Below are 22,994 nucleotides of genomic sequence, written 5' to 3'. Positions count from 1 at the left end.
GGGGCGCATACCGTATGCTGGAAAGAGCGCCTGGAACACGTGGCGCCACAGCGTTCAGAGGAGGACAACGATGACCTACATTACCGGAGCCATCTACCCCAGCGGCGACCGCATCCGCGTGGGCGCACCCGAAGAAGAAACCCTCAACGCCTACAAATCACCCGACACCGCCGTAGCCCTCGGATACGCCAACACCGGCATCCACGAACTGCACGGCCTGCAAGAAACCTTCAACCTACACGAACTCGCCATCGAAGACGCCGGACGAGGCCACCAGCGCGCCAAACTCGAACGATACGGCGACTCTCTCTTCACCGTCATCCGCCCCGCCGTCTACCTCGACAAAGAAGAAGAAGTGCGCCTCAGCGAACTGCACCTCTTCACCGGCCCCCGCTACACCCTCGCCCTCGTCCGCGACGAACAGCGCAACGACCGTAGCATCAACGACCAGTTCAACCTGCTCTACGCCACCCCCGACGCCTCCCCCGCCCGACTTCTGCACCGCATCCTCGACAGCACCGTCGACGGGTACGCACCCGTGCTCGACGGACTCGAAAACGACAACGACGAAATCGAAGACATCCTCTTCTCCACCAGCGAGCGGCGAGACGCCAACTCCCTCGCACAGCGCATCTACGAACTGCTCAACCAGGTCATTGACTTCCAGCGTGCCTGCCGCCCCCTCGAATCCATGATCGGCCGCATCATCGAAGGGATGCGCACCGGTGCGCTCGACCCCTCACCCTACCCGGGCGCATCCGACGAAGAAAAGAACGAAGAAGCGGTCGAGCTCGCCCGGCAATTCCGCAACGTGCTCGACCACGTAACCCAAACAAAAGAACGCCTCGAGGACCTTCGTAGCTCCCTCGAAAACGCCCTGCGAGTGCACGACACCCTGCTCGGCCAGCAGCAGAACGACGACACCAAGAAAATCTCCGCCTACGCGGCGCTGCTCATGGTGCCCACCATCGTTGGCTCCGTGTACGGCATGAACTTTGAGGTCATGCCCGAACTCAAATGGGAGTTCGGCTACCCCGCCGCGCTGCTGCTTATGGTGGGTTCCTGTCTGCTCCTCTACTGGTTCTTCAAGAAGAATAAATGGCTCTGATATGCGCGTATGCCGCATAAGGCATACACGATATACCTTATGCGGCACGGTCGTACTGGGCACGCATAGCGCGGCGGCAATCACGACGCTCACGCTTGAACTTCTTACACACAGCCTCCGAATCGGCAAACATGTAGAAGTCCTCAGGCTCAGCCGACAGACCCAAAGTCGACAGCTCAACCAGCGACAGCATCGCGTAGAACACCTTGCTGCGCAGCTCAAAGTTGCAGGCACCCGGAGCGGACTCCACCGCGAACACGCCGCCGGTGCACTCCAGCGCGCGCATCGCCCAGTGCTGAGTCCACAGGTCACCATTGACCGGGCTCACGCCCAGGCGAGTCAGCGCCAGGCCGGTACCCTGCACACGTTCAAAGCGCAGGCACATCTCCAGGTCCTTCTCCAGGGGGAACACGAACAGCAGAGCGTTCTGCGCCGCCGCACGCAGCTCAGCCAGGTTCGCCTCGTAACCGGAAGCACCCTGAGTCAGCTGGCGCATCACACGGCCCATAGTCGAAGACACCGGCGCGGTGCGGAAGCACGAACCCTCAGTCACCAGCTGCTCCAGAACGGTGCGGAACTCATCAACGTTGAAGCGCTCCATGCGAACGATGGTGCCGGACTGCATCAGCAGGTTGAACTCCGCATCACGGCGAAGCTGCTCATCCGCAGTGCAGGAAATCTCTGCGTTTGCGTACTGGCTCTCGTGAGTGGTGTTTTCCATGACCGTTCCTTCCGTAGGTGCTGAATCAACCTAGCGGCAACACCGGAGGAGGCGGTGTGCCCGGTCGGAAGGATCGTCCCTTCCAACACCTACACTCTATGAGCGACCCCTGACACGATAAGCAGTTTTTAATCTACCCCGGGGTAAAACTGGGAAAATTCTGAAAAAATCTGAAACCGCCCCTGGAAACCGTCCGCGGAAACTGCTCATGAAACCCCGTGAAACGCAGAAAACCGGGTGCCCCCACAGTGGGGAACACCCGGCCACGCACACAGAATAAGAGGCAGATTTAGCGCTGACGGTACAGCAACCACAGCATGTACACGCCACCCAGCGCGCCCGTCACCAGGCCAACCGGAATCTGGAACGGCGCCAACGCACGAGCCGACACAAAATCAGCCAACACCAAAATCACCGAACCCAGCAACGCCGAATGCCACATCGCCGTACCCGGAGTATTCCACAGGCGACGCGCAATCTGCGGGGCAACCAGCGCCAAGAAACCAATCGGACCCGCAACAGAAATCGCCACAGCCACCAGCAACACGGCAGCCGCCACCAGCAGGTTCACGGTCTTCTTTACCGGCAGACCCAAACCCGCCGCCAAATCGTCGCCGAGCTCCAGGGTGCGCAGGCGGCGCGTCAGCAGAAGAACCAGCGGAATTGCTACCAGCAGCAGCACTGCCTGCACCGACATCTGATTCCACGAGATAGCGTTCAGCGAACCGTGCTGCCAGGTCTTCGCCGCCTCCGCCTTCTCCAAATCACCGCGCGTAATCAGGTAATCATTCACGGAACTGAGCATCGCGCTGACCGCAATACCAATCAGCACCATCTTCTGACCCATCGTCGCGCCACCGCGCGCACCCGCCAGAAGCATCACCACAGCCGCCGTCGCAAAACCGCCAATAATAGCGCCCATGCCCATACCCACGCCGGTAGAACTCAACGACCCAATCAGCACCACCGACAGGGCACCGGTCGCCGAACCCACCGTGAAACCGATAATATCTGGCGAACCCAGAGCATTACGCGAAACCGACTGAAAAATAGCGCCCGACAAGCCCAAAGCTGCACCCACCACCACGGCGGCAAGCATGCGCGGCAGGCGCTGATTGAGCACCAGCTGGCGCTCAATCTCCGTGCCCTCGCCGTTGAAGATGAGGCGGAACACCTGCTCCGGGCTCATCTGATAACTACCAAACACCAGGGAGGCGACCGCCGCCACCACAAGCACCGCCACCACCAGCAGGGTACGCGGAATGGGGGTGCGGTAACGCCCGGGGATACGCACAGGCCCGGTGGCAATAGACCCGGCAACAGAACGAGACATAACGCTCACAATAAAACCTCTCAGAAACCGGGACCTACGAACCAGACGCGCCAGATGAACCAGCCGAGCCAGCCGCGCCAGCCGAGCCGCGCACAACAGGGCGGTGAGCATGATGCGCTCCGTGCTCCGACACGTGAGCCGGACCCGCCTCATCGTGCGCCTGCGCCTTCGCGCCCATGCGGCTCTTCTTCGCACCGCGCGCACCGGTACTCAACCGCAGCACCAGAACCATCAGCACCGGGGCACCAATAAAGGCGGTCACAATACCCACCTCAAGCTCACTCGGCATGACCAGTACGCGACCCAAAATATCGGAGGCAAGCACCAGCACTGGGCCGTACACCAGCGACAGCGGCAGAACACGCGCAATATCGGAGCCCACCAGCAGACGCACCACATGCGGCACGACCAGACCCACAAAACCAATCGGGCCCGCAATCGCAGTCGCCGCACCACACAGCGCCATAATCGCAATAATCGTCGCGCCACGAACCATCGTCACCGGCACACCCAGGCCGGCTGCCGCATCCTCACCGAGCGCCAGGGCACGCAGGGGACCAATCAGCATGAAGGAGAGCACCAGGCCTACCGCCACAAACGGCAGCGCCGAGAGCACCTGCTCGAAGGTGCGGTTCTCCAGTGAACCCACCACCCAGAAACGGTGCGAATCAAAAGCCTTGGAATTAAACATCGTGATAATGCCGGTAATCGTGCCCAGACAGGCGTTCACCGCCACACCCGTCAGCACCAGACGTGCCGTCGAATCCAGGTTCGGCTTAGAATCCACCAGGCCCATGACGAACACCAGCGCCGCCGCCAGACCCGAACCGGCCAACGCCAACCACAACTGCACGAACGGAGACGACACCCCAAAAACGCCCACGCCCACCACCACGGAGGCGGCAGCACCCGAGTTCACACCCAGCAGGCCCGGCTCAGCCAGCGGGTTGCGGCTCAGCGCCTGCATGAGCACACCCGACACCGCCAACGCGGCACCAACCAGCAGCGCCGCGGCGGTACGCGGGGCACGCTTCGCCCAAATCAGTTTCGATTCGATGGTGTTCGCCTCCGGGTGGAGGAAACCGTCAATCGAGCGGTCCAGAGTAAACATGCGCGAACCCACCGCGAACGACAGGGCGCAGAGCAGAACCAGCAGAACGCCGCCAATAATGAGCGCAACCGCCAGACGCGAGATGGACTTGCCGCCCTTACCGCCCGAGGAGGCACCAGATACGGCGTCTGAAGAAGCGGAGAGGGCACGAATTTTCGCCAGGGAAGCTTCGCTGACGGCCGGTCCTTCGCTGATGGCGGGTCCGGAAGAGGTGGTGGTCTGTGGTGTCATAGGCTTTGGAGGTGGTGGGGGAGCGGTGCGCTCCCGTGCGGACGGAGGATGCTTAACGTATCAATAGATGAGTATTAAGTATCGCATATGCATATATGAGGTTATCCTAATAATTATGGCAAATATGACGAACAAGATCACCCGCCGCTCCTTCGGCGCACTCGCACTCGGTTCCTTCGGCGCCCTCGCCCTGGCGGCATGCGGCTCCTCCAACACTTCCGGCTCTTCCTCCGCGTCTGCTTCTGCGACCGGTAAGAAGGTGGCACCCTCCGCCCTGCCCTCCGGCATGGGCACCACCACCGTTGACGGCGAATTCCCCCGCACCGTCAAGCACTTCCGCGGTGAAACCACCATCAAATCCGCACCCTCCAAGGTCGTGATTCTCTCCACCGGTCAGCTCGACGGCGTGCTCTCCCTGGGCATCGTACCCGTCGGCGCGGCAACTGCCGGTGACGCCGACCTGGTCCCCACCTACCTGAAGACCAAGTTCTCCGATAAGTCCGCAGAGCTCGACAAGATTGCCAAGGTCGGCAAGCGCACCGACCCGGATGTTGAGGCCATCGCAAACCTCAAGCCCGACCTGATCCTCATTAACAACACCAACAAGAAGGACGAGCTGTACGAGTCCCTCGCTAAGATCGCGCCGACCGTGGTCACCGAGGGCACCGGCGTCAACTGGAAGCAGGACTTCCTGCTGATTGCCGCCGCGCTGGGCACCACTGAGAAGGCTGAGAAGCTCATGGAGGAGTACAACACCAAGGCGAAGTCGGTCGGTCAGAAGGCTGGCAGCGAGAAGACCTTCTCCTTCCTGTACACTTCCGCTGACCGCACCCGCATCTTCGCGAAGTCCTCGTTCGTGGGCTCCATCTGCGCGGATGCGTCCCTGGCACGTCCCGCAGCTGCGCAGGTTGAGAAGACCTCCATCGACCTGAGCTCCGAGCAGCTTGACCAGGCTGACGGCGACTACCTGTTCTACGGTGTGCAGGGCGGCGACGAGTCCAAGCTGACCGGTGAGGCACTGTGGAGCACCCTCAAGGCTGTTACCGAGAAGCACGCGCACAGCGTGGACGCCGATATGTTCTTCCTGAACGCTGGCCCGGCTGCCGCGCTCGGTGTTCTGGAGACCATCGAGAAGGCGCTCTAAAGGTTCTAGTCTCTCGTAGAGATTTATAGAGAATCGCTGAGTTCCACTAAGAATCACTGAAGCCCCGCACTCTTACCTCTCATGCCCGCGCATGAGGGTGAGGAGGCGGGGCTTTCTGTGCGCACGTACTTGTTTTCTGCGTGCTGTGTACCTGCTTTTTTACCCACTGGATGCACTCGTGACCGGAATCGGTGCGCGCCCGCCCGAAATAGGGTCTAATGGGGGTAGAAGGCGCCGCGGTACCGTTGCCTCGCGCCTTCACACCGGAATCTTCCGCACCGAATAATTCACCGACGAAACGAGCACGTAATGCCGAAGAATAAGCCCTCCGAAGAGACCCTGGCGCAGGTACGCCGCGTCATCGACGCACTCAACGAGCGTGGCGCCCGCAAGCAGGCAATCCGCCTGAAGGTGACCTGCCCCGAAGCGCCGCTGCCGCAGACTGCCTCCAAGTTTGGTGGCCGCCCCTACCTGCCCGCCGGCGAGTTGCCGCCGACCAATGAGAAGGGTGAGCCGCTGGGCATGATCGCGCAGATTAACTGTGCCGACCTGCCCGAAAATGACCTGTACCCGGCGACTGGTCTGCTGCAGTTCTGGATTAACCCCAACGACGAAGAGTGCCTGTGGGGTTACGACTACGAGAACCCGCTCTCGCAGAAGAATCACCGCGTGGTGTACTACGAGACTCTGGGCGAGCCGAATCCGGATGCGCCGTTCTCGACTCCCCTCCCGACCGTTGACTGGGGTGATTACGGCTGGCCTCTGGGCCCCGAGGGCGAGGGCGTTTCCGAGGCGACCACCGAGTACGCCCTCGCCTTCGAGACCTGGGAGCAGGGCTTCCTGGACGGCGGCTTCGAAATCTACGACCAGTTCGCTGACGCCTGGGATGAAATGTACCCGGACCAGAAGCTTCCCGAGGAGCCGAACGCACGCGATAACGCCTCCTATAACCTGCTGGAGCCTTTCGAATCGGAGGAGAGGGATTACTCGCATATTGGCGGCTACCCTTCGTTTGTGCAGAATGACCCGCGCGACGAGTTCGAGGAGCTGCGCGGCCACACGGTGAACCTGCTGACTATCGAGTCGGAGTGGGGCGAGGACGCTGAGGAGGACGTGTACGTGATGTGGGGTGATGCCGGTGCGGCGAACTGGCTGATTACCCCGGAAGCGCTTGCCGCCCGCGACTTCTCGCAGGTCGTCTTTGAGTGGGCTTGCGGCTAGACACTGTACTACTTTCACACCGCCACATCATCAATGAGGAGACCCTAAAATGTTTGACAACAAGCCGTTCGAGGACATCGAAAAGCAGGCGAAGCACGTTATTGACCTACTCAACCAGGAGGGCGCCCGTAAGAAGGCTATCGCCCTGAAGCCTTTCGTTCCCGCCGAGCCCTTGCCGCAGACCGCCTCCAAGTTTGGTGGCCGCCCGTACCTGCCCGCCGGCGAGTCCGCGCCGACCAATGAGGCGGGCGAACCGCTGGGCATGATTGCGCAGATTAACTGCGCCGACCTGCCCGAGAATGACCTTTTCCCGAGCACGGGCATGCTGCAGTTTTGGATTAACCCGAACGATGACGAGTGCATGTGGGGTTATGACTACGAGAATCCGCTTTCGCAGAAGAATCACCGCGTCATCTACTACGAGACGCTGGGCGAGCCGAACCCTGAGGCACCGTTCCCGAACGTGGATTGGGACGAGGGCGGCTGGCCCATCGGCGGTTTCGACTGTGAGAGCGGCCCGCTCGAGATTGAGTACGGCGTGACCTTTGAGGTGCGTGAGCAGGGTGTGACCGCTTCCGGCTACGACTACTACGACGTTTTCGGCGCGAAGTGGGATGAAACCTACCCGGATGAGAAGCTGCCCGAGGCGCACGAGAACCCGTACAAGAACCAGCCGCGCCGCGAGGCCATCTACGAGCTGACGGAGCCTTTCGAATCGGATGAAGAGTACTCCCACATGGGCGGATACCCGTACTTTGTGCAGAATGACCCGCGTGACGAGTTTAAGGAGCTGCGCGGCCACACGGTGAACCTGCTGACTATCGTCTCTGAGTCGGAGAATGAGGAGAACGAAGACGAGGAGATTGAGATTATGTGGGGTGACGCCGGTTCGGCGAACTGGCTGATTACCCCGGAGGCGCTTGCCGCCCGCGACTTCTCGCAGGTCGTCTTTGAGTGGGCTTGCGGCTAAATAGGGTCTTGGCTGAATAGCCGCAGGGGAGGGAAATAGAGAATAACCGCTCTATTTTCCTCCCCTTTCGTGTACCTTTTATCGGGTGCTTCTAAGCAGCGCGATACTTACGGTTCTTGCTACGCGGCGGAGCCGTAGGAACAATTAGTTCCGCATCCACAAGACGGCGCAGGTCATTCGTAATGGACGTACGTGAAGCACCCTGACCCCAATGCTCTTGGATATATGTCGTGGAAACAGCCTCGCCGCGAAGCTCTCTACGAGTTGACGGAGCCTTTTGGGAAGATCTATCAAGGACATAAACAAAATTTCTTTGACAAATTTATACCTTCTCCGTTTCTCTCTTGATTAACTTTAGTATTGTATCTTTGTATGTTTCGCCTGTACCTTGCTTGAAATGTAGATTTACAGTATATTTTGTCTTTCCAATATCCATTATTAACTGTTTATGTGGTGGTGTTTTTATTTCTCTTTTTTCTTCTTTCATAAGTCCTCCTTTCTGCTTTTAAGCAAAGAAAAAACAGTAAACCAATTTGATTTACTGTTTCGTAAGTTGCTATATTATTGTTTTTATGAGTTATTTAATAAGTTTACTTGCCAACCTGTAGACTTGACTTATTTCTTTGCTTTCTATATGCCAGCTATTAAGTTCAATTTTAATTAACTCTGGAAATTTCTTACTAATATCCTTTAAAGCATTTCCTGCCGATTTTCTAACATATTCACTCGTATCTTCTTTTAATGCAGCAATTCGTCTAATAGCTTCATTCGGATTATCTTTGAAATATGGTCTACTCGTCCATATTCTTAGTCCTTCCGTAACAGCTCTCCTTGTATTAGGGTTATTGTTTTTTAACCATTCATCAATTATTGGAAGTGCTTTTTCGTATCCTATTTTCTTGCAAAATTCATCGAATGCTTTTGCCAATACTTCCTGAACTCTCCAATTATCATCTTTGGAAACTTCATCTCGCATAAATGCTAAAATATCATCTTGTTCTGATAAATATCCAAAAAGAAATACACTGTACATTCTTACTTGATAGGTATCAGATTTATAGGCTAAAAATGCCAACTTCTTAACATATTTATTATCGTTGGATTTATAATCTATAAAGGCTCTTTTTTCTTCTTCTTTAAAACCATTTTCTATCAAAGAAAATTCTTTTTCCAAACTCATAATATATTCTTTCAAGAAGCCTTGCCTCCTCACAAAATTCAATTTTTTCTCTCTCAATAATCAGTAATATTATACCATTTTTAAGGCATTTTTTAAATATCAGCTTTCTGTGCCACTTGACGGTTGCCTGTAAAGTTAAAGTACACATCGACTTGTTGCTTTCTATTTTCGCTTTGCCTTCCTCCTGTTGCTTCGTATACTACAACTTTTTCTATATACTCATTTATTATTGGTGCTGTAAGTTCCTCAATGTCTGTATATTTCCTGCGTGTTTTTCACTATCTATTCCGTTATTGATAGCGATAAACCTCACTCCTTTTTCTTTGAACAGTATTTCGGTGTAAAAGCCTACTTTGAGGTAATCTCTGCCAAACCTGCTCATATCTTTTACTATCACAGTAGATACTTTGTTTTCTTCTACTGCTTTTATCATCTTTTGAAATCCCTCTCTATCAAAGGTCGTTCCGCTTACTCCATCATCGGTATAGTGATAGATATTTACAAAACTGTGTTTCTTTTCGCATAGCTTTCAAGCAGCTGTTTTTGATTGGTGATGGAATTGCTTTCTCCTTGCATTTCATTATCACGATTTAAACGCTCATAAAGTGCCGTTTGTCCTGTTCTTTTCGTATTTGACATGAGAATTACCTCCTTTTCAAGTTTTTATTATTTTCTCTGTCCTAAGAGGTTAGTCCTTTCGAATCGGAGGAGCGGGACTACTCGCATATCGGCGGCTACCCTTCGTTCGTGCAGAACGACCCGCGTGATGAGTTTGAGGAGCTGCGCGGCCACACGGTGAACCTGCTGACTATCGAATCGGAGTGGGGCGAGGACGCTGAGGAAGGCGTGTACGTGATGTGGGGTGACGCTGGTGCGGCGAACTGGCTGATTACCCCGGAGGCGCTTGCCGCCCGCGATTTCTCGCAGGTCGTCTTTGAGTGGGCTTGCGGCTAAAAATTAGCGGTACAACTTTATGCAGGAACGTTGTGAATTTTATTCTTCGCAACGTCATAACAGCATCATGACAAGTCTTGTCATGATGCTGTTATGATCCTGCGATGATGTTGTTATGATGCGGTATTTTCCTCGCGCCTTGATTCTTAAAATCCCCGGAATTGCAGGCTAAAACCGGGTATTTTATCGGCGCTGATTGAGCGCGCATCATAACAACCGTCATAACAACTTCTGTTATGACAGCTGATATGATGCCCCGTCATAATCCGCAATAAACGACATATAGGTACCCACACTTGGTGCACCCCGCCGCCGGTGGCACAGTATAAAGTCGAGCCACTATCGACTCCCCGCACACAGGCGGGCAGATACACCAGGAGCAAACCAATGGCTGAACACACTTTCGGCTTCCGCACCCGCGCACTGCACGCGGGCGGCACCCCCGACGCTGAACACGGTGCCCGCGCGGTCCCCATCTACCAGACCACCTCCTTCGTCTTCAAAGACGCTGACGACGCCGCGAACCTCTTCTCCCTGCAGAAGTACGGCAACATCTACTCGCGCCTGTCGAACCCCACCGTCGCCGCGCTGGAGGAGCGCATCGCCTCCCTCGAAGGCGGTATCGGTGCGGTGGCCACCGCCTCCGGTATGGCCGCCGAGTTCATCACCTTCGCGGCGCTCTGCCAGCAGGGTGACCACATCGTCGCCTCCTCGCAGCTGTACGGCGGCACCGTCACCCAGCTGGACGTGTCCCTGCGACGCTTCGGCATCAACACCACCTTCGTGGCCGGCACCGACCCTGCCGACTACAAGGCGGCCCTGACCGAGAATACCAAGGCAATCTACACCGAGGTTGTCGCCAACCCCTCCGGCGAGGTTGCCGACCTGGAGGGCCTGGCAGAGGTCGCCCACGAGGCCGGCATCCCGCTGGTCGTGGACGCCACCATCTCCACCCCCTACCTGATTCGCCCCCTCGAGCACGGCGCGGACATCGTCATTCACTCGGTCACCAAGTTCCTGGGCGGCCACGGCACCACCCTCGGCGGTATCGTCGTCGAGTCCGGCCGCTTTAACTGGGGCAACGGCAACTTCCCGTCCATGACCGAGCCGGTTCCCTCCTACAATGGCGTGTCCTGGTGGGGTAACTTCGGCGAGTACGGCTTCCTCACCAAGCTGCGTTCTGAGCAGCTGCGTGACTTCGGCCCGTCGCTGAGCCCGCAGGCCGCGTTCAACCTGCTGCAGGGTGTTGAGACCCTGCCGCAGCGCATGGACGCGCACCTGGCGAACGCTAAGCAGGTTGTCGCCTGGCTGGTTGAGGATCAGCGTATCGCCTACGTGAACTACGCTGGCCTGGAAGACCACCCGCACCACGAGCGCGCGAAGAAGCTGCTGCCGCTGGGCGTCGGTTCCGTGTTCTCCTTCGGTGTGAAGGCGACCGAGAAGGCCTCCGACCGCCTGGTCGGCGGCGAGTTCATCGGTGCGCTGCAGCTGGCAAGCCACCTGGCGAACATCGGTGACTCCCGCACCCTGGTTCTGCACCCGGGTTCGACCACGCACCAGCAGCTTTCGAGCGAGCAGCTTGAAGCTGCCGGCGTGGGCGAGGACCTGATCCGCATCTCTGTGGGTCTGGAAGACGTGGAAGACATCATCTGGGACCTGGACCAGGCGCTGACCTACGCGACCGGCCTGAACCACGCCGGTGAGCGTGTGGGCGAGTCCAGCGCAGACAAGGTTGTGGAGGCCGAGGAGGCGGTTGCCGCCGCCAAGGCCGCCGAGGACGCTGCCGCCGCTGAAGCTGTTGCTGGCGCATCCTGCTCCCTGCTCGCCGCTACCGCTCAGGAGGAAAAGTAATGACCGAGAAGCGTACCTGGGTGGGTCCTTCCGCCCCCGAGCGTCTGAACATTCTGCGTAATACCCGCACCATTGCGATCGTGGGTATGAGTGATAAGATTTCGCGCGCCTCCTACTTCGTGGCGACGTACCTGCAGTCGGCTTCGCCGTACAAGCTGTATTTTGTGAACCCGATTCTGGCGGCGAAGGGCAAGCTTGTGCTGGGTCAGCCGGTGTACCCGTCGCTGCAGGATCTGCCGGAGGTCCCGGATCTGGTGGAGATTTTCCGTCGTAATGAGGACCTGCCGGGCGTGGTTCAGGAGGCTGTGGACCTGGGCGCGAAGACCGTCTGGATGCAGCTGGGCTCCTGGAGCGAGGAGGCCGCCGCGATTGGTGAGGCTGCCGGCCTGAACGTGGTGATGGATAAGTGTGTGAAGATTGAGCACGCGCGTTTCCACGGTGGCCTGCACCTGGCTGGTTTCAACACGGGCGTGATTTCTTCGAAGCGTCAGGTGCTGTCCAAGTAGCGGCCTGCTAAGCCGCGGCTGTGGCTTGTAATTACAAAAATCAGGCGCTTGTAAGCGTTTGAGCGGAAGGGGGCGTACCCGGGGTAATTCCCGGGCACGCCCCTCCTGCTATGCCCTATGTAGTGCCCGGCAGGGCATCCGGCAGGGTGTCCGGCGCGTTTTGGGCGGGATTGAGGGCGCAATATCACCCCTTGTGGAGGGCGGTTCAGCTTTAAGGTAAACCTACCCTTACGCTTTCGCACCGTAAGCCGGTATCCTAGTGTGGAGCCCGGCGGCCGGCACACAGCACACACGCGTACCGACCGCCGGGTTTTCCTCTCTCGCAGATTGTGACGGAATGTTACGTTGAATTCTTTCCGACCGGGAATAGCTGTACGATAGCCAGCGTTGCACCCGCAGAGAGGGGCACACCGCATGATGCCCCCGGTTACCGCAGGGTGACAACCCGCAACTACAAGAGCATCAACCACCACACGAAAGAAGAACAATATGTCCGCAATGATTAACCGCCGCACCGTCCTCGCAGGCTCCGCATTCACCGGCCTGGCTGCACTGCTCGCAGCGTGCGGTTCGTCCAGCAGCAGCACCTCCGCATCCAGCACCAACAAGCTGGAGGCTATCAAGTCTGCCGGCAAGATTCGTGTGGGCCTGGAGGGCACCTACCGCCCCTTCTCCTTCCACGACTCGAACGGCACTCTGGTCGGTTTCGAGAAGGAAATCGTCGACCTGATTGCTAAGGACCTGGGCGTGACCGCAGAGTTCGTCGAGACCCCCTGGGATTCGCTGATTGCCGGTGTGGATGCTGACCGCTACGACATCGTCATCAACAACGTCTCCGCAACCGACGAGCGCAAGCAGAAGTACGACTTCTCCGTACCCTACCTGTACTCGGAGCCGAAGGTTGCCGTGAAGAAGGACTCTTCCCTGCAGAACGTGAGCGAGATTTCCGGCCACTCCTCGGCACAGTCTGAGACTTCGAACTTCCGCAAGATGGTGGAGGCGAAGGGCGCCTCGATCGTGGTTGTTTCCGGCTTTGACGAGGCTATCGAGCAGGTCCTCTCGGGCCGCGCAGAGATGACCGCGAACGACTCCGTGTCCTTCGCTGAGTACCTCAAGGAGCACCCGGACGCCAACCTGCGCCTGCTCTCCGGCGACCTGGGCACCGGCAGCAACTCCTCCATCCTGATGGCTAAGGGTCAGGACGCCCTGCGTAACGCTATCGACGAGTCGCTGAAGAAGCACCTGGGCAACGGCGACATCAAGGCGATTTACGAAAAGTACGTGGGCGAAGACCTCTCCCCGAAGAACTAACACTCTTATAAGGAGCTGAGTTCCGCGCATGGAACGCTACCTCAACCTCTGGGCAGAATCACTGCCGCAGCTGCTGGCCTCAACGGTGGCAGTGACCATTCCGCTATCGCTCATCTCCTTCGTGCTGGCGTTGCTGGTGGGCATCGTGTCCGCCGGCGCGCGCACGAGCCGCTTTGCGCCGGTGAACTGGCTGGCGTGGCTGTACATTTGGGTTTTCCGTGGCACCCCGCTGCTGGTTCAGCTGTTCATTGTCTTCTACGGCCTGCCGAAGGTCGGTATCGCCCTGGACGTGTGGAGCGCCGCAATTATCACGATGAGCCTGCACACGGGCGCGTACGTGGCGGAGACTTTCCGTTCCGCGGTGGCTGCTATTCCGCGCGGCCAGTTTGAGGCGGCGGCAACCCTAAACTTCACCCGCATGCAGACCCTGCGCCACGTGGTCATCCCGCAGGCGGTGCGTATTGCGCTGCCGAACCTGGGCAACAACTTCATCGATCTGATCAAGGGCACCTCGCTGGTGTCGGTCATTTCGATGGTTGACCTGTTCCAGACCGGTAAACAGATTGCGTCGCGTACCTTCGAGCCGCTGGCAATGTACTCCGAGGTCGCCATCATCTACCTGGTGATTTTCACTCTGCTGACCGCCGCGCAGTCCGCGCTGGAGAAGTACAGCAACCGTTACGTGAGGAGCAACAATGCTTAGCGTTGATTCCCTGTCGAAGAGCTTCGGCGAGACGCAGGTGCTCAAGAACATCAGCCTGGACATCCCCGACGGTGAGACCACGGTGATTCTGGGCCCGTCCGGTAGCGGCAAGTCGACTCTGCTGCGTTGCCTGAACCTGCTGGAAACCCCGCAGACCGGCACACTCACCATTGACGACGCGCAGGTGGATTACAGCCAGAAGCTCACCGACGCGCAGGTGCGTGATATTCGCTCCCGTTCGGCGATGGTGTTCCAGCAGTTCAACCTGTTCCCGAACTACACGGCGTTGAAGAACGTGGCGCTCGCCCCGACCCTCAACGGCACCCTGAGTGCTCAGCAGGCGCAGGAGCGTGCCCGCGAGCTGCTGGCGAAGGTGGGTCTTGCCGATAAGGTGGATTCCTACCCGGATGCCCTTTCGGGTGGTCAGCAGCAGCGTGTGGCGATTGCCCGCGCGCTGGCGTTGGAACCCTCCTACCTGCTCTTTGATGAGCCGACGAGCGCCCTGGACCCCGAGCTGGAGGCAGAGGTAATCCGCGTGCTCATGCAGCTGGCGAAGGAGGGCCGCTCCCTGGTCATCGTGACGCACAATATGGCGTTCGCGAAGAAGGTCGCGGACCGTATCGTGTTCTTGGAGAACGGTACCCTGCGCTATAACGGCGAGCCGACCGGTTTCTTCGCTTCGGACGATGAGCGTATCCGCAAGTTCTTGACGGTGTACGACAGCACCGAGTACACCATCTAGTCGGCACTGCAACAGAGCCTATAACAGAAGGATGGGCCGGTTTCCCCTGGGGAGTTTCCCTGGGGAGACCGGCCCATCCTTCTATTGCGTCTAATCCTTCTTGGGTTTCGCCTGGGACTTCGCGCGGCGGTACTCGTCCAGCTGCTCGGGGCTGATCACCTGCAGCTGGTCGGTGAGCGGCTCACCCGGTGACCAGCCCTCGTTGTGCACCGCGCTCTCCTCACGGTTGAAGAACGTGAGAATGCGCGGGCGGTGCACCCGCAGACCACCCGGGGTGGTGGGCAGCTGCCAATTCTTCGTGTGGGAGAGCACGCCCAACACCAGGCACAGGATGATGGACAGCGCCATCGCCAGGTTCGGGCGGTGGAACAGGCCGGTTACAAGAGCGGTTTCTGCGGCACCGAATAGGGCGACGGTCGCGTACAGGGAGTTACCGCCAAAAATCGCGGGAATACGGTTGACCATGATGTCACGAATCAGGCCGCCACCCACTGCGGTGGTGATACCCAGTGCGATAGCCGGCAGCCAGTGCAGACCCAGGTTCAGGGACTTGATGGTGCCGGTTGCCGCCCAACATCCCATGCCCACGAAGTCCACGACGAGTAGCGTGCGGGTTGCCCAGCGGGCACTCAAGTCGATGCTGTACGCCAGGATGGACGAACCGATCGCACCGATCCAGTAGCCGCCGTCCGTAAGCGCCACGGGCAGGCCCGAGTTCAGCAGCACGTCACGAATCATGCCGCCGCCCATACCGCAGGCAATAGCGAGCAGCAGGAAGCCCACAATGTCGAATCGGAAAGCGCGCGCCACAGCACCGCCGAGCAGGCCGTTAGCAACAACGGCGGCAATGTCGACGATGCGGAATACCTGATCCGGGTCAAAGAGCTCGTGCATGGGCGTTCTCCTGCGTGTGTGCGTATGTGCGTCTGCGTTTGGGCGCCCGCGAGGGGGCACCTGAGGGGGTATCGGAGTGCCTGTGGGGGAGGCGCGCACGGAGGGTCGGGTGACGACGTTATCACCGCATCCGGCTCTGTTGGCCTGTGCGCGTACCTGAAATGGCACCGATTCATTGTAGACCCGCCGCCGCTCCTACTCCTATTTGAAAGGTGCTCATGACGAGCTCTGAGATGGAATCAAGAAGCTTGTGGGCGCGCTAAAAGATTGGCGTAGAATGAGTGAATCTCCACCCCCAATGCTGTCATGATTGTTTTTGCGCTGGGTTCTTTCCAGTACGGCAGCGGCATCATTTCTTCGCTGCTGCTGGCGTTGAGCCCCCTGAACGCGGTGGAGTCCATGACGGTGATGATGCTTGCCGGCACGGCGCTGTCGGCGCTCATGGTGTGGTTGCCCTCGCGTAGCCGGAACGCTCGCTAAGCTGGGACTAGACGAAATCTGCGTAAGGTGAAAGGAGCCGCTGTGGCGGTATCGCGCGACGAAGTTTTCGGGGTCCTGCAGGGGGTTATACCCCGTCTGGAGGAGGCGCTTCCCGGCTGGTCGGTGCGCCCCAACATTACGGGTACCGGCGCGGTGGGGCTCTATCTGGACGGTCCCGATCTGCCCCTGGCCGGTGTGAACGTCGAGGGTGAGCCGGTCGCGCGGCACCTGTGCGGCACGATTCAGACCGCTGACCGCGGCCTGCCGCAGGAGCTGGGGCAGGTGCGTTACCAATACATCCTGGGCGTGAGCGTGGCGGAGCACGAGAGCGAGTACCCGGAGCTGGCCGACCTGGCGAGCGTGGGGGAGCCGAACTGGGTTCCTGCGTTGAGGGCCCTGGAGGTGCTGGTGGAGTCCGAGGGCCGCGAGGCGCTGTTCATCAGCCGCGGCGGGTACGTGCCGGGTCGCCGCGCCTTAGGTAAGCGCCGCGTGGCGCTACGCCGCGAGTTCTTTCCGGGTAAGCCCTGGCTGGGGTTGGGCACGATTGACTGGTGCGCGGGCGTGCGCTCGACCCCGGTGTACGCCGAGGACTTGGCGTCTCTGGTTGCCGCGGCGACGCGCCTGGCGAGTAGCTGGGATGCAGCCCTGCGCACTGGCGCTGCGGACAGTCAAAAGTAGTTAAAACAAAGCGGCGCCTCCGCCCCGAAAGGGGAAGGATGCGCCGCTTCTGTGTAAGCTCTAACGCTTAGTGGGTTTAGCCCAGTGCCTCAGCCAGCTGAATGCCCTGTGCCACGCCACCGAGGGTTGCAGCAATACGGATCAGGTCGTTGACCTGCTCCTTGGTTGCGCCCTCTTCACGCAGGGTGTGCTCGTGAGCCTCAACGCAGTGGGAGCAGCCGTTGACTGCGGACACTGCCAGAGCGAACATCTCGAAGTCCAGCTTCTCAATGCCACCGTTCTTGCCGATGATCTGCATGCGCAGGTTTGCGCGCTGGTCATCGTATGCACCGTTCAGGAAGCCACGGGTGCGGTAGAAGATGTTGTTCATGCCCATGATGGATGCAGCACCCAGAGCAGCCTCGTAAGCGGTGTCGCTCAGGTGCTCCTTAGCCTCTGCAGCAATCTCAACAACGACAGAGTCAACCTTGGTTGCTGCTGCGGTTGCGAGGATTGCGCCCCAGAGCTGCTGCTCGGACAGGGAGGTGATGCGGGGCAGGGAGGACAGGTTGAGGTTCATGTCCTTCGCGTAGGAAGGCAGAGCCGAACGCAGGTTATCGATGCTCATGGATTACTTCATCTCCTTGAATGCGTCGATGGTTGCTGCACCCTTCTTCCAGTTGCATGCGCACAGCTCGTCGGACTGCAGAGCGTCCAGCTGGCGGAGCACCTCGTCGGTGTTACGGCCGACGGAGTCAGCGGTAATGGAGACCGACTGGATGGTGTTGTGGGGGTCGATGATGAAGGTTGCGCGGTCTGCAACGCCGTCCTTGTTCAGGATGCCCAGTGCGCTGGTCAGCTCACGCTTGAGGTCGGATGCCATGACGATGGGCAGGTCCACGAGCTCCTCGTGGGAACGGCGCCATGCGTAGTGGGTGTACTCGTTGTCGACGGAAACGCCGATGACCTGGCAGTCGCGTGCCTCGAACTCGTCAGCGAGCTTACCGAATGCAGCAATCTCGGTGGGGCAGACGAAGGTGAAGTCCTTCGGCCAGAAGAAGACGACGCGCCAGGTGTCTTCGTCCAGACCCTCGGAGGAGACGGTGGTGAAGTAGTCTTCGGGCTTGGTTGCTTCGATGTCAGCCAGCTTACCGGGGACAACGCCGGTGAGCTCGTATGCGGGGAACTGGTCGCCGATGGTCAGAACTGCCATGGTGTTCTTCTTTCTGCTTCGTGCCGCGCGGATTCGTTGCGCGGCGCTTGTTCTAGTGGTGCCCATTGGGCGGGCTTGATAACTATTTTATTATGAATAATTCATAATAATCAAGTGATGTTGGGTGAAAACACGAGTATTAAGTCGTGATTTGTATCACTGAATATTCTGGGATGTTCACAAAAGCTTTTCCGACGCACAAACCCGAGGGTTTAAGCTCGAACCATGACCCCCGAACACAGCGACTTTTCTGAGCACAGCGAACACGTAGAGCCCAGCCAGCCCGAACTCATCACCGAGCGCCTCACCCTGCGCCACATGCGCGAGGCGGACATCCCCGACATCGTGGAATCCTGCCTCGACGAAGAAACCCTCCGCTACACCCGCCTCCCGTTGAACTACACGCGCGCCGACGCTGAGGACTACCTGCTCACCACCGCCCGCCAGATTGCCGCCGGGCAGATTCAGCGTTGGGCGATTGACGCCTCCGGCGTGTTTGCCGGAACCATTGAACTGCGCCTGCCCGATGGCACCCCCGAAGGCCCCGGAACCCGCGCCGAACTGGGGTTCTACACCGCCCCGAGAGCGCGCGGCAAGGGCTACATGACCGAGGCGCTGCGAGCCGTCCTCGGCTACGCCTTCGACCCGCTCGGGCTGGGTCTGGAGACCGTGCGCTGGACTGCCCTGGCGGGTAACGAGCCCTCCGAACGGGTGGCGGTTAAGGCGGGTTTCACCGGCATCTACGACGATATTGACCCAAACTCCGGCCGCCCCGACGAGAACGGCCACCCGGTGCAGCACCGGGTGCGCCGCGCCAATATGACCCGCGCACAATTCGCGGCGCTCTGGTCTAACTAGGTTGGCTAGCTAAACTGCGCTACCGAATGCCGAAGCCGCGGAACGAGCCGCTCGGCTCCTCCCACTCGACGAGCACCTCATCCACACGGCCCGCGGTGTCGTCACCGCGTAGCACATCCACCAGGCGAGCGCAGGAGGCTGCCGTCCCCTCCGCAATCACCTTGACGCGCCCGTCGTCGAGGTTCTCGGCGTACCCGGTCAGGCCCATGGGCTTGGCGGTTCCGGCGCACCACCAGCGGAAGCCCACGCCCTGCACCTTGCCGTCCACGTGAGCGACGAGGCGGATTTCGGCGGGCTCTGCCGGGGTGCGGTCGGTGAAGAAATCAAAGAAACCCATGGGTCCTCCCGGGGTCGTCTCGTTGAGGGTGGTCTGATGGGGGCGCGCCAGCATTGGCGGCGCCCTGTCAGTTTCTATAGCTTCAGTCTAGAGGGTTCAGAGCGCTTCGGGGTGGCATCAGGGCGCCTGTTGTCCGGTTGCCTCGCGCACGCGTCGTGAACAGCTGAATTAGGGTAGAGCAACCGGAGCCGTGCCCACAAGGGGAGTAAGATGGGGTGATGCTTTCCCAGCGGCAACGCTGAACACACAGACTGTACCCGCAACGCTCATCTACTGGAGGATCATGAGTTCCCGCCCCAAGAAAGAGCCCCTCATCGGTAACCCGGCGAAGGCGCCCTACAAGCCCTGGCCTGCTCTCTGGTCCCTGGTTGTTGGCTTCTTCATGATTCTGGTGGACGGCAATATTGTCACCATCGCCCTACCGCACATGCTGCAGGATCTGGATGCGTCGCTGTCGGCGGGCATGTGGGTGACGAGCGCCTACCTGCTGGCGTATGCGGTGCCGCTGCTCATTACCGGCCGTATGGGTGACCGCTTCGGCCAGAAGAACCTGTACATGATTGGCATGGCTATTTTTACTGCCGCTTCCCTGTGGTGTGGTCTGGCACCGAGCGTTGAGTCGCTGATTACTGCCCGCGTGGTGCAGGGCCTGGGTGCATCGCTGATGACCCCGCAGACCATGTCTCTGATTACGCTGATGTTCCCGCCGAATGCGCGTGGTGTTGCGATGAGTATTTGGGGTGCGACTGCGGGTGTCGCCTCGCTGATTGGCCCGATTCTGGGCGGCGTGCTCGTGGATACCCTCAGCTGGGGCTGGATCTTCTTCATCAACATTCCGGTCGGCATTCTGGGCCTGTTCTTGGCGTGGCGTAACGTGCCGGTGTTCGAGCAGAAGAAGCACAGCTTCGACTGGCTGGGCGTGGTGCTGTCGGCGGTTGGCCTGTTCCTGCTGGTTTTCGGTATTCAGGAAGGCGCCACCTACGACTGGGGCATCATGACCGATTCGTTCCTGGGCACCGGTATTGCGGTGAGCGTGTGGGGTCTGATTATTGCCGGCATTCTGGTGCTGGGCCTGTTCATCGGTTGGCAGGCTATTAATCCGCGTGAGCCGCTGGTTCCGCTGAGCCTGTTCTGTGACCGTAACTTCTCCGTGTCGAATGTGGCTATCTCCGCTATGGGTGTGGTCGCTATCAGCATGGCGTTCCCACTGACCCTGTACCTGCAGCAGGTGGAGGGTCTGGACCCGACCCAGGCCGCGTTGATGACCGCCCCGATGGCGTTGTTCTCGGGTGCGTTGGCGCCGGTGGTGGGTGCGCGCCTGAACCGTAACGATCCGAAGTGGATTGCCGTGATTGGCTTTACGCTGCTGGTGATTGGTTTTGCTCTGCTCCGCCCGACGATGGTTGCGGACGGCAACCTGTGGCTGATGGTTGGTCCGATGATTATTCTGGGCGCGGCGAACTCCTGCATTTGGGGTCCGCTGTCGGTGTCTGCGACCCGTAACCTGCCGCCGCAGCGTGCCGGTGCCGGTTCGGGCGTGTACAACGAGACCCGCCAGATGGCGTCGGTGCTTGGTTCGGCTGCGATTACGACGATTATGGCTTCTGCGATTACCTCGCACCTGTCCGCGTTGGGTCCGGCTGCCGCAGCGGGCGGTGGCTCTCACGGCAGTGCTGGAGGCGGCGTGCTTCCGCAGGTCCTGCGTGAACCCTACGCGGCGGCAATGGCTGATGCCATGATGCTGCCCCTGATCGCCGCGGCGGTGGGCGCGGTCGTGTGCCTGTTCTACGCCTCCAAGAAGACCTCCGAAGCGAAGGGCGCCGCACAGAACGCTGAGGTGGAGGCCACTAAGTAGAAGGCTTATCAGAGCGCTTTACGTCATAAACGGTGCATAACTTGAGATGCGGTGCAAATACCGGGACAAACTAGATGCACTCTGTGTATGATGAGGCGGGTCACCGTCGAACAGAAGAGAACCAAGAATGGCTCCTTTTCCTCCATCGGAGGGTTCGGCAGTGACCCGCTGTCTTTTAAACGCCGTGCTCACTTGCGGCATGCCGGCTACATGCCGGCGGCAGCGACACACATGACCACTGCACCGCGCGGCTACCGTCTGACACTTATACCTACCAGTGGACCGGGCCCGTACGACCCATACCGTACGCAACGTCAGATGAAGTAATCTAACGCGCGGCCAAGACACGAAGAGAGATCCTATGTCTTTTCTGACCTCAAATCGCGTAGTGCGTACCGCGCTCGCTTCGGCGGCACTGCTGGTGCTCGGCACTGTTGCTGCCCCCGCAGCACAGGCGTACAACCCTGACATTGACGGCGACGGCATTCCCAACACCTGGGAAATGAAGGGCTACGACGCCGACGGCGACGGCAAAATCGATGTGGACTACCCCGGCATGGGCGCCAACCCGCTGAAGAAGGACATCTTCGTGGAGATGGACTACATGCCCGGTCTGCTCGCTAGCGAAGAAGAGCTCGACCGTATCACCGAGTCCTTCGCCCAGCTTCCCCTCCGCAACCCCAACGGCACCACCGGCATTAACATTCACCTGGAGAAAGAGAGATGGCTAAAATCCCCACCTTGAGTTTGGTATTTTTGCCATTGTCTTCCTTGATTTGTTCAAGATCTTGAGCCAAAATCCTCACTTCCTCTTTCTAAAATCTAGTTTTTAAAAAAATAGGCTATCTACCAGAAGTAGATAGCCTATTTTTTATGAGATGCTTGGGTGCTTACGCTTTCAATTTGTCAAACTTTGCTTTGACATTCGCCTTGAATTCTTCAAGCTTAGCCTTGCGTTCGGCTTTACGTTCAGCCTTCATCTGTGCACGCGCCTGGTTGTAGAGGTCTTCTTGGACTTGCAGAGCTGCTTCGATTTCGGCTACGACGGTTGCTACATCCCAACGCACGATTTGGGTGTCGTACTTGGTGAAGTAAGCATCGATGACTGCTTCGTTGTCTTCTTGCACCAAGGCAACAACGGCTGTTTCACCGTTAGTCAATTTTTGAGAAACAACGTCAATCAGGCCAGCTTCTGCCGTATCAACGGTAGCACCAGCAACCAAACCATTGAGGCTACCAATACTATAACCAAACAAGACGCCGATAGGACCACCCAAAAGCCCGATAACTGCACCGAGCAAGCCACCTTTTAGGGTTGCATCCGTCGTTGAATCTTCAAAATCATAGCGTTCTTTTTCAACGATATGACCGTTTTCATTTTTGACCAGGGCGATTTGAGCAACCTTGGTCGTCTGAGTTTGGCGGAAAGCCTTCAAATCTGCAAAGGACTGATAAGCTTCGCTTTCGGTGTTAAAGACTGAAATTACTAGGTTTTCCATAGTTGGTACCTCGTTCCTAAAGACTATATATACATTGTAATACAGTTCTCTTTTTTGGGAACTACTTTTTGCGACAATTTACCTCGGCGGCAGCCGGTAGGCTGAGTCCTAAAGC

Annotated in this window: 27 protein-coding genes and 1 pseudogene; 15 read left to right on the top strand and 13 right to left on the bottom strand. The window is 58.6% G+C overall.

The features are described from left to right. Positions 1–70: 70 nt before the first annotated feature. Positions 71–1,108 (top strand): magnesium and cobalt transport protein CorA, encoded by a 1,038-nt coding sequence (locus AB8C10_RS06560; RefSeq protein ID WP_368867236.1) that lies wholly within the window; start codon positions 71–73, stop codon positions 1,106–1,108. 37 nt (positions 1,109–1,145) lie between these two features. Here AB8C10_RS06560 and AB8C10_RS06555 read toward each other — a convergent pair whose 3' ends face one another. The 3 genes from AB8C10_RS06555 to AB8C10_RS06545 form a co-directional block, all read right to left on the bottom strand. Further along, on the bottom strand, positions 1,146–1,829 hold the full coding sequence (locus tag AB8C10_RS06555) for an integrase (RefSeq protein WP_368867235.1): 684 nt from the start codon (positions 1,827–1,829) through the stop codon (positions 1,146–1,148). Between the two features lie 289 nt (positions 1,830–2,118). Then, the gene (locus AB8C10_RS06550; protein ID WP_368867251.1) at positions 2,119–3,162 is read right to left on the bottom strand and encodes a FecCD family ABC transporter permease; all 1,044 of its coding nucleotides are present in this window, start codon (positions 3,160–3,162) and stop codon (positions 2,119–2,121) included. 34 nt (positions 3,163–3,196) lie between these two features. Further along, a complete protein-coding gene (locus AB8C10_RS06545) occupies positions 3,197–4,504 on the bottom strand; it encodes a FecCD family ABC transporter permease (protein WP_368867234.1) in 1,308 nt (435 codons plus the stop codon). Positions 4,505–4,628: 124 nt separating this feature from the next. Between AB8C10_RS06545 and AB8C10_RS06540 the strand changes: the two genes are divergently transcribed. From AB8C10_RS06540 to AB8C10_RS06530, 3 genes are all read left to right on the top strand, one after another. Beyond that, positions 4,629–5,648, top strand: coding sequence for an ABC transporter substrate-binding protein (locus AB8C10_RS06540; RefSeq protein WP_368867233.1), 1,020 nt, complete (start codon positions 4,629–4,631; stop codon positions 5,646–5,648). Between the two features lie 309 nt (positions 5,649–5,957). Next, positions 5,958–6,869: a YwqG family protein gene (locus AB8C10_RS06535; protein WP_368867232.1), complete on the top strand. Its 912-nt coding sequence runs from the start codon at positions 5,958–5,960 to the stop codon at positions 6,867–6,869. Between the two features lie 49 nt (positions 6,870–6,918). Next, a complete protein-coding gene (locus tag AB8C10_RS06530) occupies positions 6,919–7,839 on the top strand; it encodes a YwqG family protein (RefSeq protein ID WP_368867231.1) in 921 nt (306 codons plus the stop codon). A gap of 322 nt (positions 7,840–8,161) precedes the next feature. On the opposite strand, the gene AB8C10_RS06525 is transcribed toward AB8C10_RS06530, so the two are convergent. The 5 genes from AB8C10_RS06525 to AB8C10_RS09270 all read right to left on the bottom strand — a co-directional run bounded on the left by AB8C10_RS06525 (position 8,162) and on the right by AB8C10_RS09270 (position 9,658). Then, on the bottom strand, positions 8,162–8,326 hold the full coding sequence (locus AB8C10_RS06525; protein ID WP_368867230.1) for a transposon-encoded TnpW family protein: 165 nt from the start codon (positions 8,324–8,326) through the stop codon (positions 8,162–8,164). Between the two features lie 90 nt (positions 8,327–8,416). After that, positions 8,417–9,019, bottom strand: coding sequence for a HEAT repeat domain-containing protein (locus AB8C10_RS06520; RefSeq protein ID WP_368867229.1), 603 nt, complete (start codon positions 9,017–9,019; stop codon positions 8,417–8,419). Positions 9,020–9,111: 92 nt separating this feature from the next. Further along, entirely contained in the window at positions 9,112–9,234 is a 123-nt protein-coding gene (locus AB8C10_RS06515) for a DUF4368 domain-containing protein (protein ID WP_368867250.1), read from the bottom strand. A gap of 11 nt (positions 9,235–9,245) precedes the next feature. Beyond that, positions 9,246–9,515 (bottom strand): recombinase family protein, encoded by a 270-nt coding sequence (locus tag AB8C10_RS09275; RefSeq protein WP_438361764.1) that lies wholly within the window; start codon positions 9,513–9,515, stop codon positions 9,246–9,248. A gap of 2 nt (positions 9,516–9,517) precedes the next feature. Beyond that, positions 9,518–9,658 carry a hypothetical protein gene (locus tag AB8C10_RS09270; RefSeq protein WP_439958521.1) on the bottom strand — a complete coding sequence of 47 codons (141 nt, stop codon included), beginning with the start codon at positions 9,656–9,658 and terminating at the stop codon, positions 9,518–9,520. Between the two features lie 54 nt (positions 9,659–9,712). Here AB8C10_RS09270 and AB8C10_RS06505 point away from each other — a divergent pair. From AB8C10_RS06505 to AB8C10_RS06480, 6 genes and pseudogenes are all read left to right on the top strand, one after another. Beyond that, positions 9,713–9,973, top strand: a pseudogene (locus tag AB8C10_RS06505) (DUF1963 domain-containing protein); the annotation flags it as partial. A gap of 387 nt (positions 9,974–10,360) precedes the next feature. Then, the gene (locus tag AB8C10_RS06500) at positions 10,361–11,824 is read left to right on the top strand and encodes an O-acetylhomoserine aminocarboxypropyltransferase/cysteine synthase family protein (protein WP_368867228.1); all 1,464 of its coding nucleotides are present in this window, start codon (positions 10,361–10,363) and stop codon (positions 11,822–11,824) included. Next, positions 11,824–12,330, top strand: coding sequence for a CoA-binding protein (locus tag AB8C10_RS06495; RefSeq protein ID WP_005509183.1), 507 nt, complete (start codon positions 11,824–11,826; stop codon positions 12,328–12,330). Before AB8C10_RS06500 ends, AB8C10_RS06495 begins: the two co-directional genes overlap by 1 nt. Before the next feature lie 489 nt (positions 12,331–12,819). Further along, the gene (locus tag AB8C10_RS06490) at positions 12,820–13,641 is read left to right on the top strand and encodes a transporter substrate-binding domain-containing protein (RefSeq protein ID WP_368867227.1); all 822 of its coding nucleotides are present in this window, start codon (positions 12,820–12,822) and stop codon (positions 13,639–13,641) included. A 28-nt stretch (positions 13,642–13,669) separates the two neighbouring features. Further along, on the top strand, positions 13,670–14,344 hold the full coding sequence (locus AB8C10_RS06485; RefSeq protein ID WP_368867226.1) for an amino acid ABC transporter permease: 675 nt from the start codon (positions 13,670–13,672) through the stop codon (positions 14,342–14,344). Continuing rightward, a complete protein-coding gene (locus tag AB8C10_RS06480; protein ID WP_368867225.1) occupies positions 14,337–15,086 on the top strand; it encodes an amino acid ABC transporter ATP-binding protein in 750 nt (249 codons plus the stop codon). Before AB8C10_RS06485 ends, AB8C10_RS06480 begins: the two co-directional genes overlap by 8 nt. A gap of 90 nt (positions 15,087–15,176) precedes the next feature. Here AB8C10_RS06480 and AB8C10_RS06475 read toward each other — a convergent pair whose 3' ends face one another. Next, complete coding sequence (locus AB8C10_RS06475) at positions 15,177–15,980, bottom strand: trimeric intracellular cation channel family protein (RefSeq protein WP_368867224.1); 804 nt, start codon at positions 15,978–15,980, stop codon at positions 15,177–15,179. A 306-nt stretch (positions 15,981–16,286) separates the two neighbouring features. Here AB8C10_RS06475 and AB8C10_RS06470 point away from each other — a divergent pair, with 306 nt between their 5' ends. Beyond that, entirely contained in the window at positions 16,287–16,460 is a 174-nt protein-coding gene (locus tag AB8C10_RS06470; protein WP_193389040.1) for a hypothetical protein, read from the top strand. Between the two features lie 42 nt (positions 16,461–16,502). Further along, positions 16,503–17,138 carry an L-alanine-DL-glutamate epimerase gene (locus tag AB8C10_RS06465; RefSeq protein ID WP_368867223.1) on the top strand — a complete coding sequence of 212 codons (636 nt, stop codon included), beginning with the start codon at positions 16,503–16,505 and terminating at the stop codon, positions 17,136–17,138. A 76-nt stretch (positions 17,139–17,214) separates the two neighbouring features. Here the strand turns inward: AB8C10_RS06465 and AB8C10_RS06460 are convergent, their stop codons facing one another. Continuing rightward, positions 17,215–17,745: a carboxymuconolactone decarboxylase family protein gene (locus AB8C10_RS06460; RefSeq protein ID WP_049327399.1), complete on the bottom strand. Its 531-nt coding sequence runs from the start codon at positions 17,743–17,745 to the stop codon at positions 17,215–17,217. A 3-nt stretch (positions 17,746–17,748) separates the two neighbouring features. After that, positions 17,749–18,330, bottom strand: a complete 582-nt coding sequence (locus AB8C10_RS06455; RefSeq protein WP_049354428.1) for a peroxiredoxin — start codon at positions 18,328–18,330, stop codon at positions 17,749–17,751. 225 nt (positions 18,331–18,555) lie between these two features. Here AB8C10_RS06455 and AB8C10_RS06450 point away from each other — a divergent pair, with 225 nt between their 5' ends. Next, positions 18,556–19,188, top strand: a complete 633-nt coding sequence (locus AB8C10_RS06450) for a GNAT family N-acetyltransferase (protein ID WP_368867222.1) — start codon at positions 18,556–18,558, stop codon at positions 19,186–19,188. Positions 19,189–19,207: 19 nt separating this feature from the next. Here the strand turns inward: AB8C10_RS06450 and AB8C10_RS06445 are convergent, their stop codons facing one another. Continuing rightward, positions 19,208–19,579, bottom strand: coding sequence for an acylphosphatase (locus tag AB8C10_RS06445; RefSeq protein ID WP_439958520.1), 372 nt, complete (start codon positions 19,577–19,579; stop codon positions 19,208–19,210). Between the two features lie 229 nt (positions 19,580–19,808). Here AB8C10_RS06445 and AB8C10_RS06440 point away from each other — a divergent pair, with 229 nt between their 5' ends. Together AB8C10_RS06440 and AB8C10_RS06435 are read left to right on the top strand one after the other, a co-directional pair. Then, entirely contained in the window at positions 19,809–21,380 is a 1,572-nt protein-coding gene (locus AB8C10_RS06440) for a DHA2 family efflux MFS transporter permease subunit (RefSeq protein ID WP_368867221.1), read from the top strand. 361 nt (positions 21,381–21,741) lie between these two features. Then, positions 21,742–22,125 (top strand): hypothetical protein, encoded by a 384-nt coding sequence (locus AB8C10_RS06435; RefSeq protein WP_049338271.1) that lies wholly within the window; start codon positions 21,742–21,744, stop codon positions 22,123–22,125. 145 nt (positions 22,126–22,270) lie between these two features. Here the strand turns inward: AB8C10_RS06435 and AB8C10_RS06430 are convergent, their stop codons facing one another. Further along, entirely contained in the window at positions 22,271–22,879 is a 609-nt protein-coding gene (locus AB8C10_RS06430; RefSeq protein WP_314938648.1) for a DUF1269 domain-containing protein, read from the bottom strand. Between the last annotated feature and the right edge of the window lie 115 nt (positions 22,880–22,994).

The sequence above is a fragment of the Rothia mucilaginosa genome (assembly GCF_964210535.1).
Taxonomy (GTDB): domain Bacteria; phylum Actinomycetota; class Actinomycetes; order Actinomycetales; family Micrococcaceae; genus Rothia; species Rothia mucilaginosa_F.
This window is presented reverse-complemented; position numbering and strand designations above follow the sequence as displayed.

Bases quoted from the DNA above. Each gene is read 5' to 3' on its own strand.
- AB8C10_RS06560 (WP_368867236.1), top strand. From the start codon at position 71: ATGACCTACATTACCGGAGCCATCTACCCCAGCGGCGACCGCATCCGC.
- AB8C10_RS06555 (WP_368867235.1), bottom strand. From the start codon at position 1,829: ATGGAAAACACCACTCACGAGAGCCAGTACGCAAACGCAGAGATTTCC.
- AB8C10_RS06550 (WP_368867251.1), bottom strand. From the start codon at position 3,162: ATGTCTCGTTCTGTTGCCGGGTCTATTGCCACCGGGCCTGTGCGTATC.
- AB8C10_RS06545 (WP_368867234.1), bottom strand. From the start codon at position 4,504: ATGACACCACAGACCACCACCTCTTCCGGACCCGCCATCAGCGAAGGA.
- AB8C10_RS06540 (WP_368867233.1), top strand. From the start codon at position 4,629: ATGACGAACAAGATCACCCGCCGCTCCTTCGGCGCACTCGCACTCGGT.
- AB8C10_RS06535 (WP_368867232.1), top strand. From the start codon at position 5,958: ATGCCGAAGAATAAGCCCTCCGAAGAGACCCTGGCGCAGGTACGCCGC.
- AB8C10_RS06530 (WP_368867231.1), top strand. From the start codon at position 6,919: ATGTTTGACAACAAGCCGTTCGAGGACATCGAAAAGCAGGCGAAGCAC.
- AB8C10_RS06525 (WP_368867230.1), bottom strand. From the start codon at position 8,326: ATGAAAGAAGAAAAAAGAGAAATAAAAACACCACCACATAAACAGTTA.
- AB8C10_RS06520 (WP_368867229.1), bottom strand. From the start codon at position 9,019: ATGAGTTTGGAAAAAGAATTTTCTTTGATAGAAAATGGTTTTAAAGAA.
- AB8C10_RS09270 (WP_439958521.1), bottom strand. From the start codon at position 9,658: ATGTCAAATACGAAAAGAACAGGACAAACGGCACTTTATGAGCGTTTA.
- AB8C10_RS06500 (WP_368867228.1), top strand. From the start codon at position 10,361: ATGGCTGAACACACTTTCGGCTTCCGCACCCGCGCACTGCACGCGGGC.
- AB8C10_RS06495 (WP_005509183.1), top strand. From the start codon at position 11,824: ATGACCGAGAAGCGTACCTGGGTGGGTCCTTCCGCCCCCGAGCGTCTG.
- AB8C10_RS06490 (WP_368867227.1), top strand. From the start codon at position 12,820: ATGTCCGCAATGATTAACCGCCGCACCGTCCTCGCAGGCTCCGCATTC.
- AB8C10_RS06485 (WP_368867226.1), top strand. From the start codon at position 13,670: ATGGAACGCTACCTCAACCTCTGGGCAGAATCACTGCCGCAGCTGCTG.
- AB8C10_RS06480 (WP_368867225.1), top strand. From the start codon at position 14,337: ATGCTTAGCGTTGATTCCCTGTCGAAGAGCTTCGGCGAGACGCAGGTG.
- AB8C10_RS06475 (WP_368867224.1), bottom strand. From the start codon at position 15,980: ATGCACGAGCTCTTTGACCCGGATCAGGTATTCCGCATCGTCGACATT.
- AB8C10_RS06470 (WP_193389040.1), top strand. From the start codon at position 16,287: ATGATTGTTTTTGCGCTGGGTTCTTTCCAGTACGGCAGCGGCATCATT.
- AB8C10_RS06460 (WP_049327399.1), bottom strand. From the start codon at position 17,745: ATGAGCATCGATAACCTGCGTTCGGCTCTGCCTTCCTACGCGAAGGAC.
- AB8C10_RS06455 (WP_049354428.1), bottom strand. From the start codon at position 18,330: ATGGCAGTTCTGACCATCGGCGACCAGTTCCCCGCATACGAGCTCACC.
- AB8C10_RS06450 (WP_368867222.1), top strand. From the start codon at position 18,556: ATGACCCCCGAACACAGCGACTTTTCTGAGCACAGCGAACACGTAGAG.
- AB8C10_RS06445 (WP_439958520.1), bottom strand. From the start codon at position 19,579: ATGCTGGCGCGCCCCCATCAGACCACCCTCAACGAGACGACCCCGGGA.
- AB8C10_RS06440 (WP_368867221.1), top strand. From the start codon at position 19,809: ATGAGTTCCCGCCCCAAGAAAGAGCCCCTCATCGGTAACCCGGCGAAG.
- AB8C10_RS06435 (WP_049338271.1), top strand. From the start codon at position 21,742: ATGTCTTTTCTGACCTCAAATCGCGTAGTGCGTACCGCGCTCGCTTCG.
- AB8C10_RS06430 (WP_314938648.1), bottom strand. From the start codon at position 22,879: ATGGAAAACCTAGTAATTTCAGTCTTTAACACCGAAAGCGAAGCTTAT.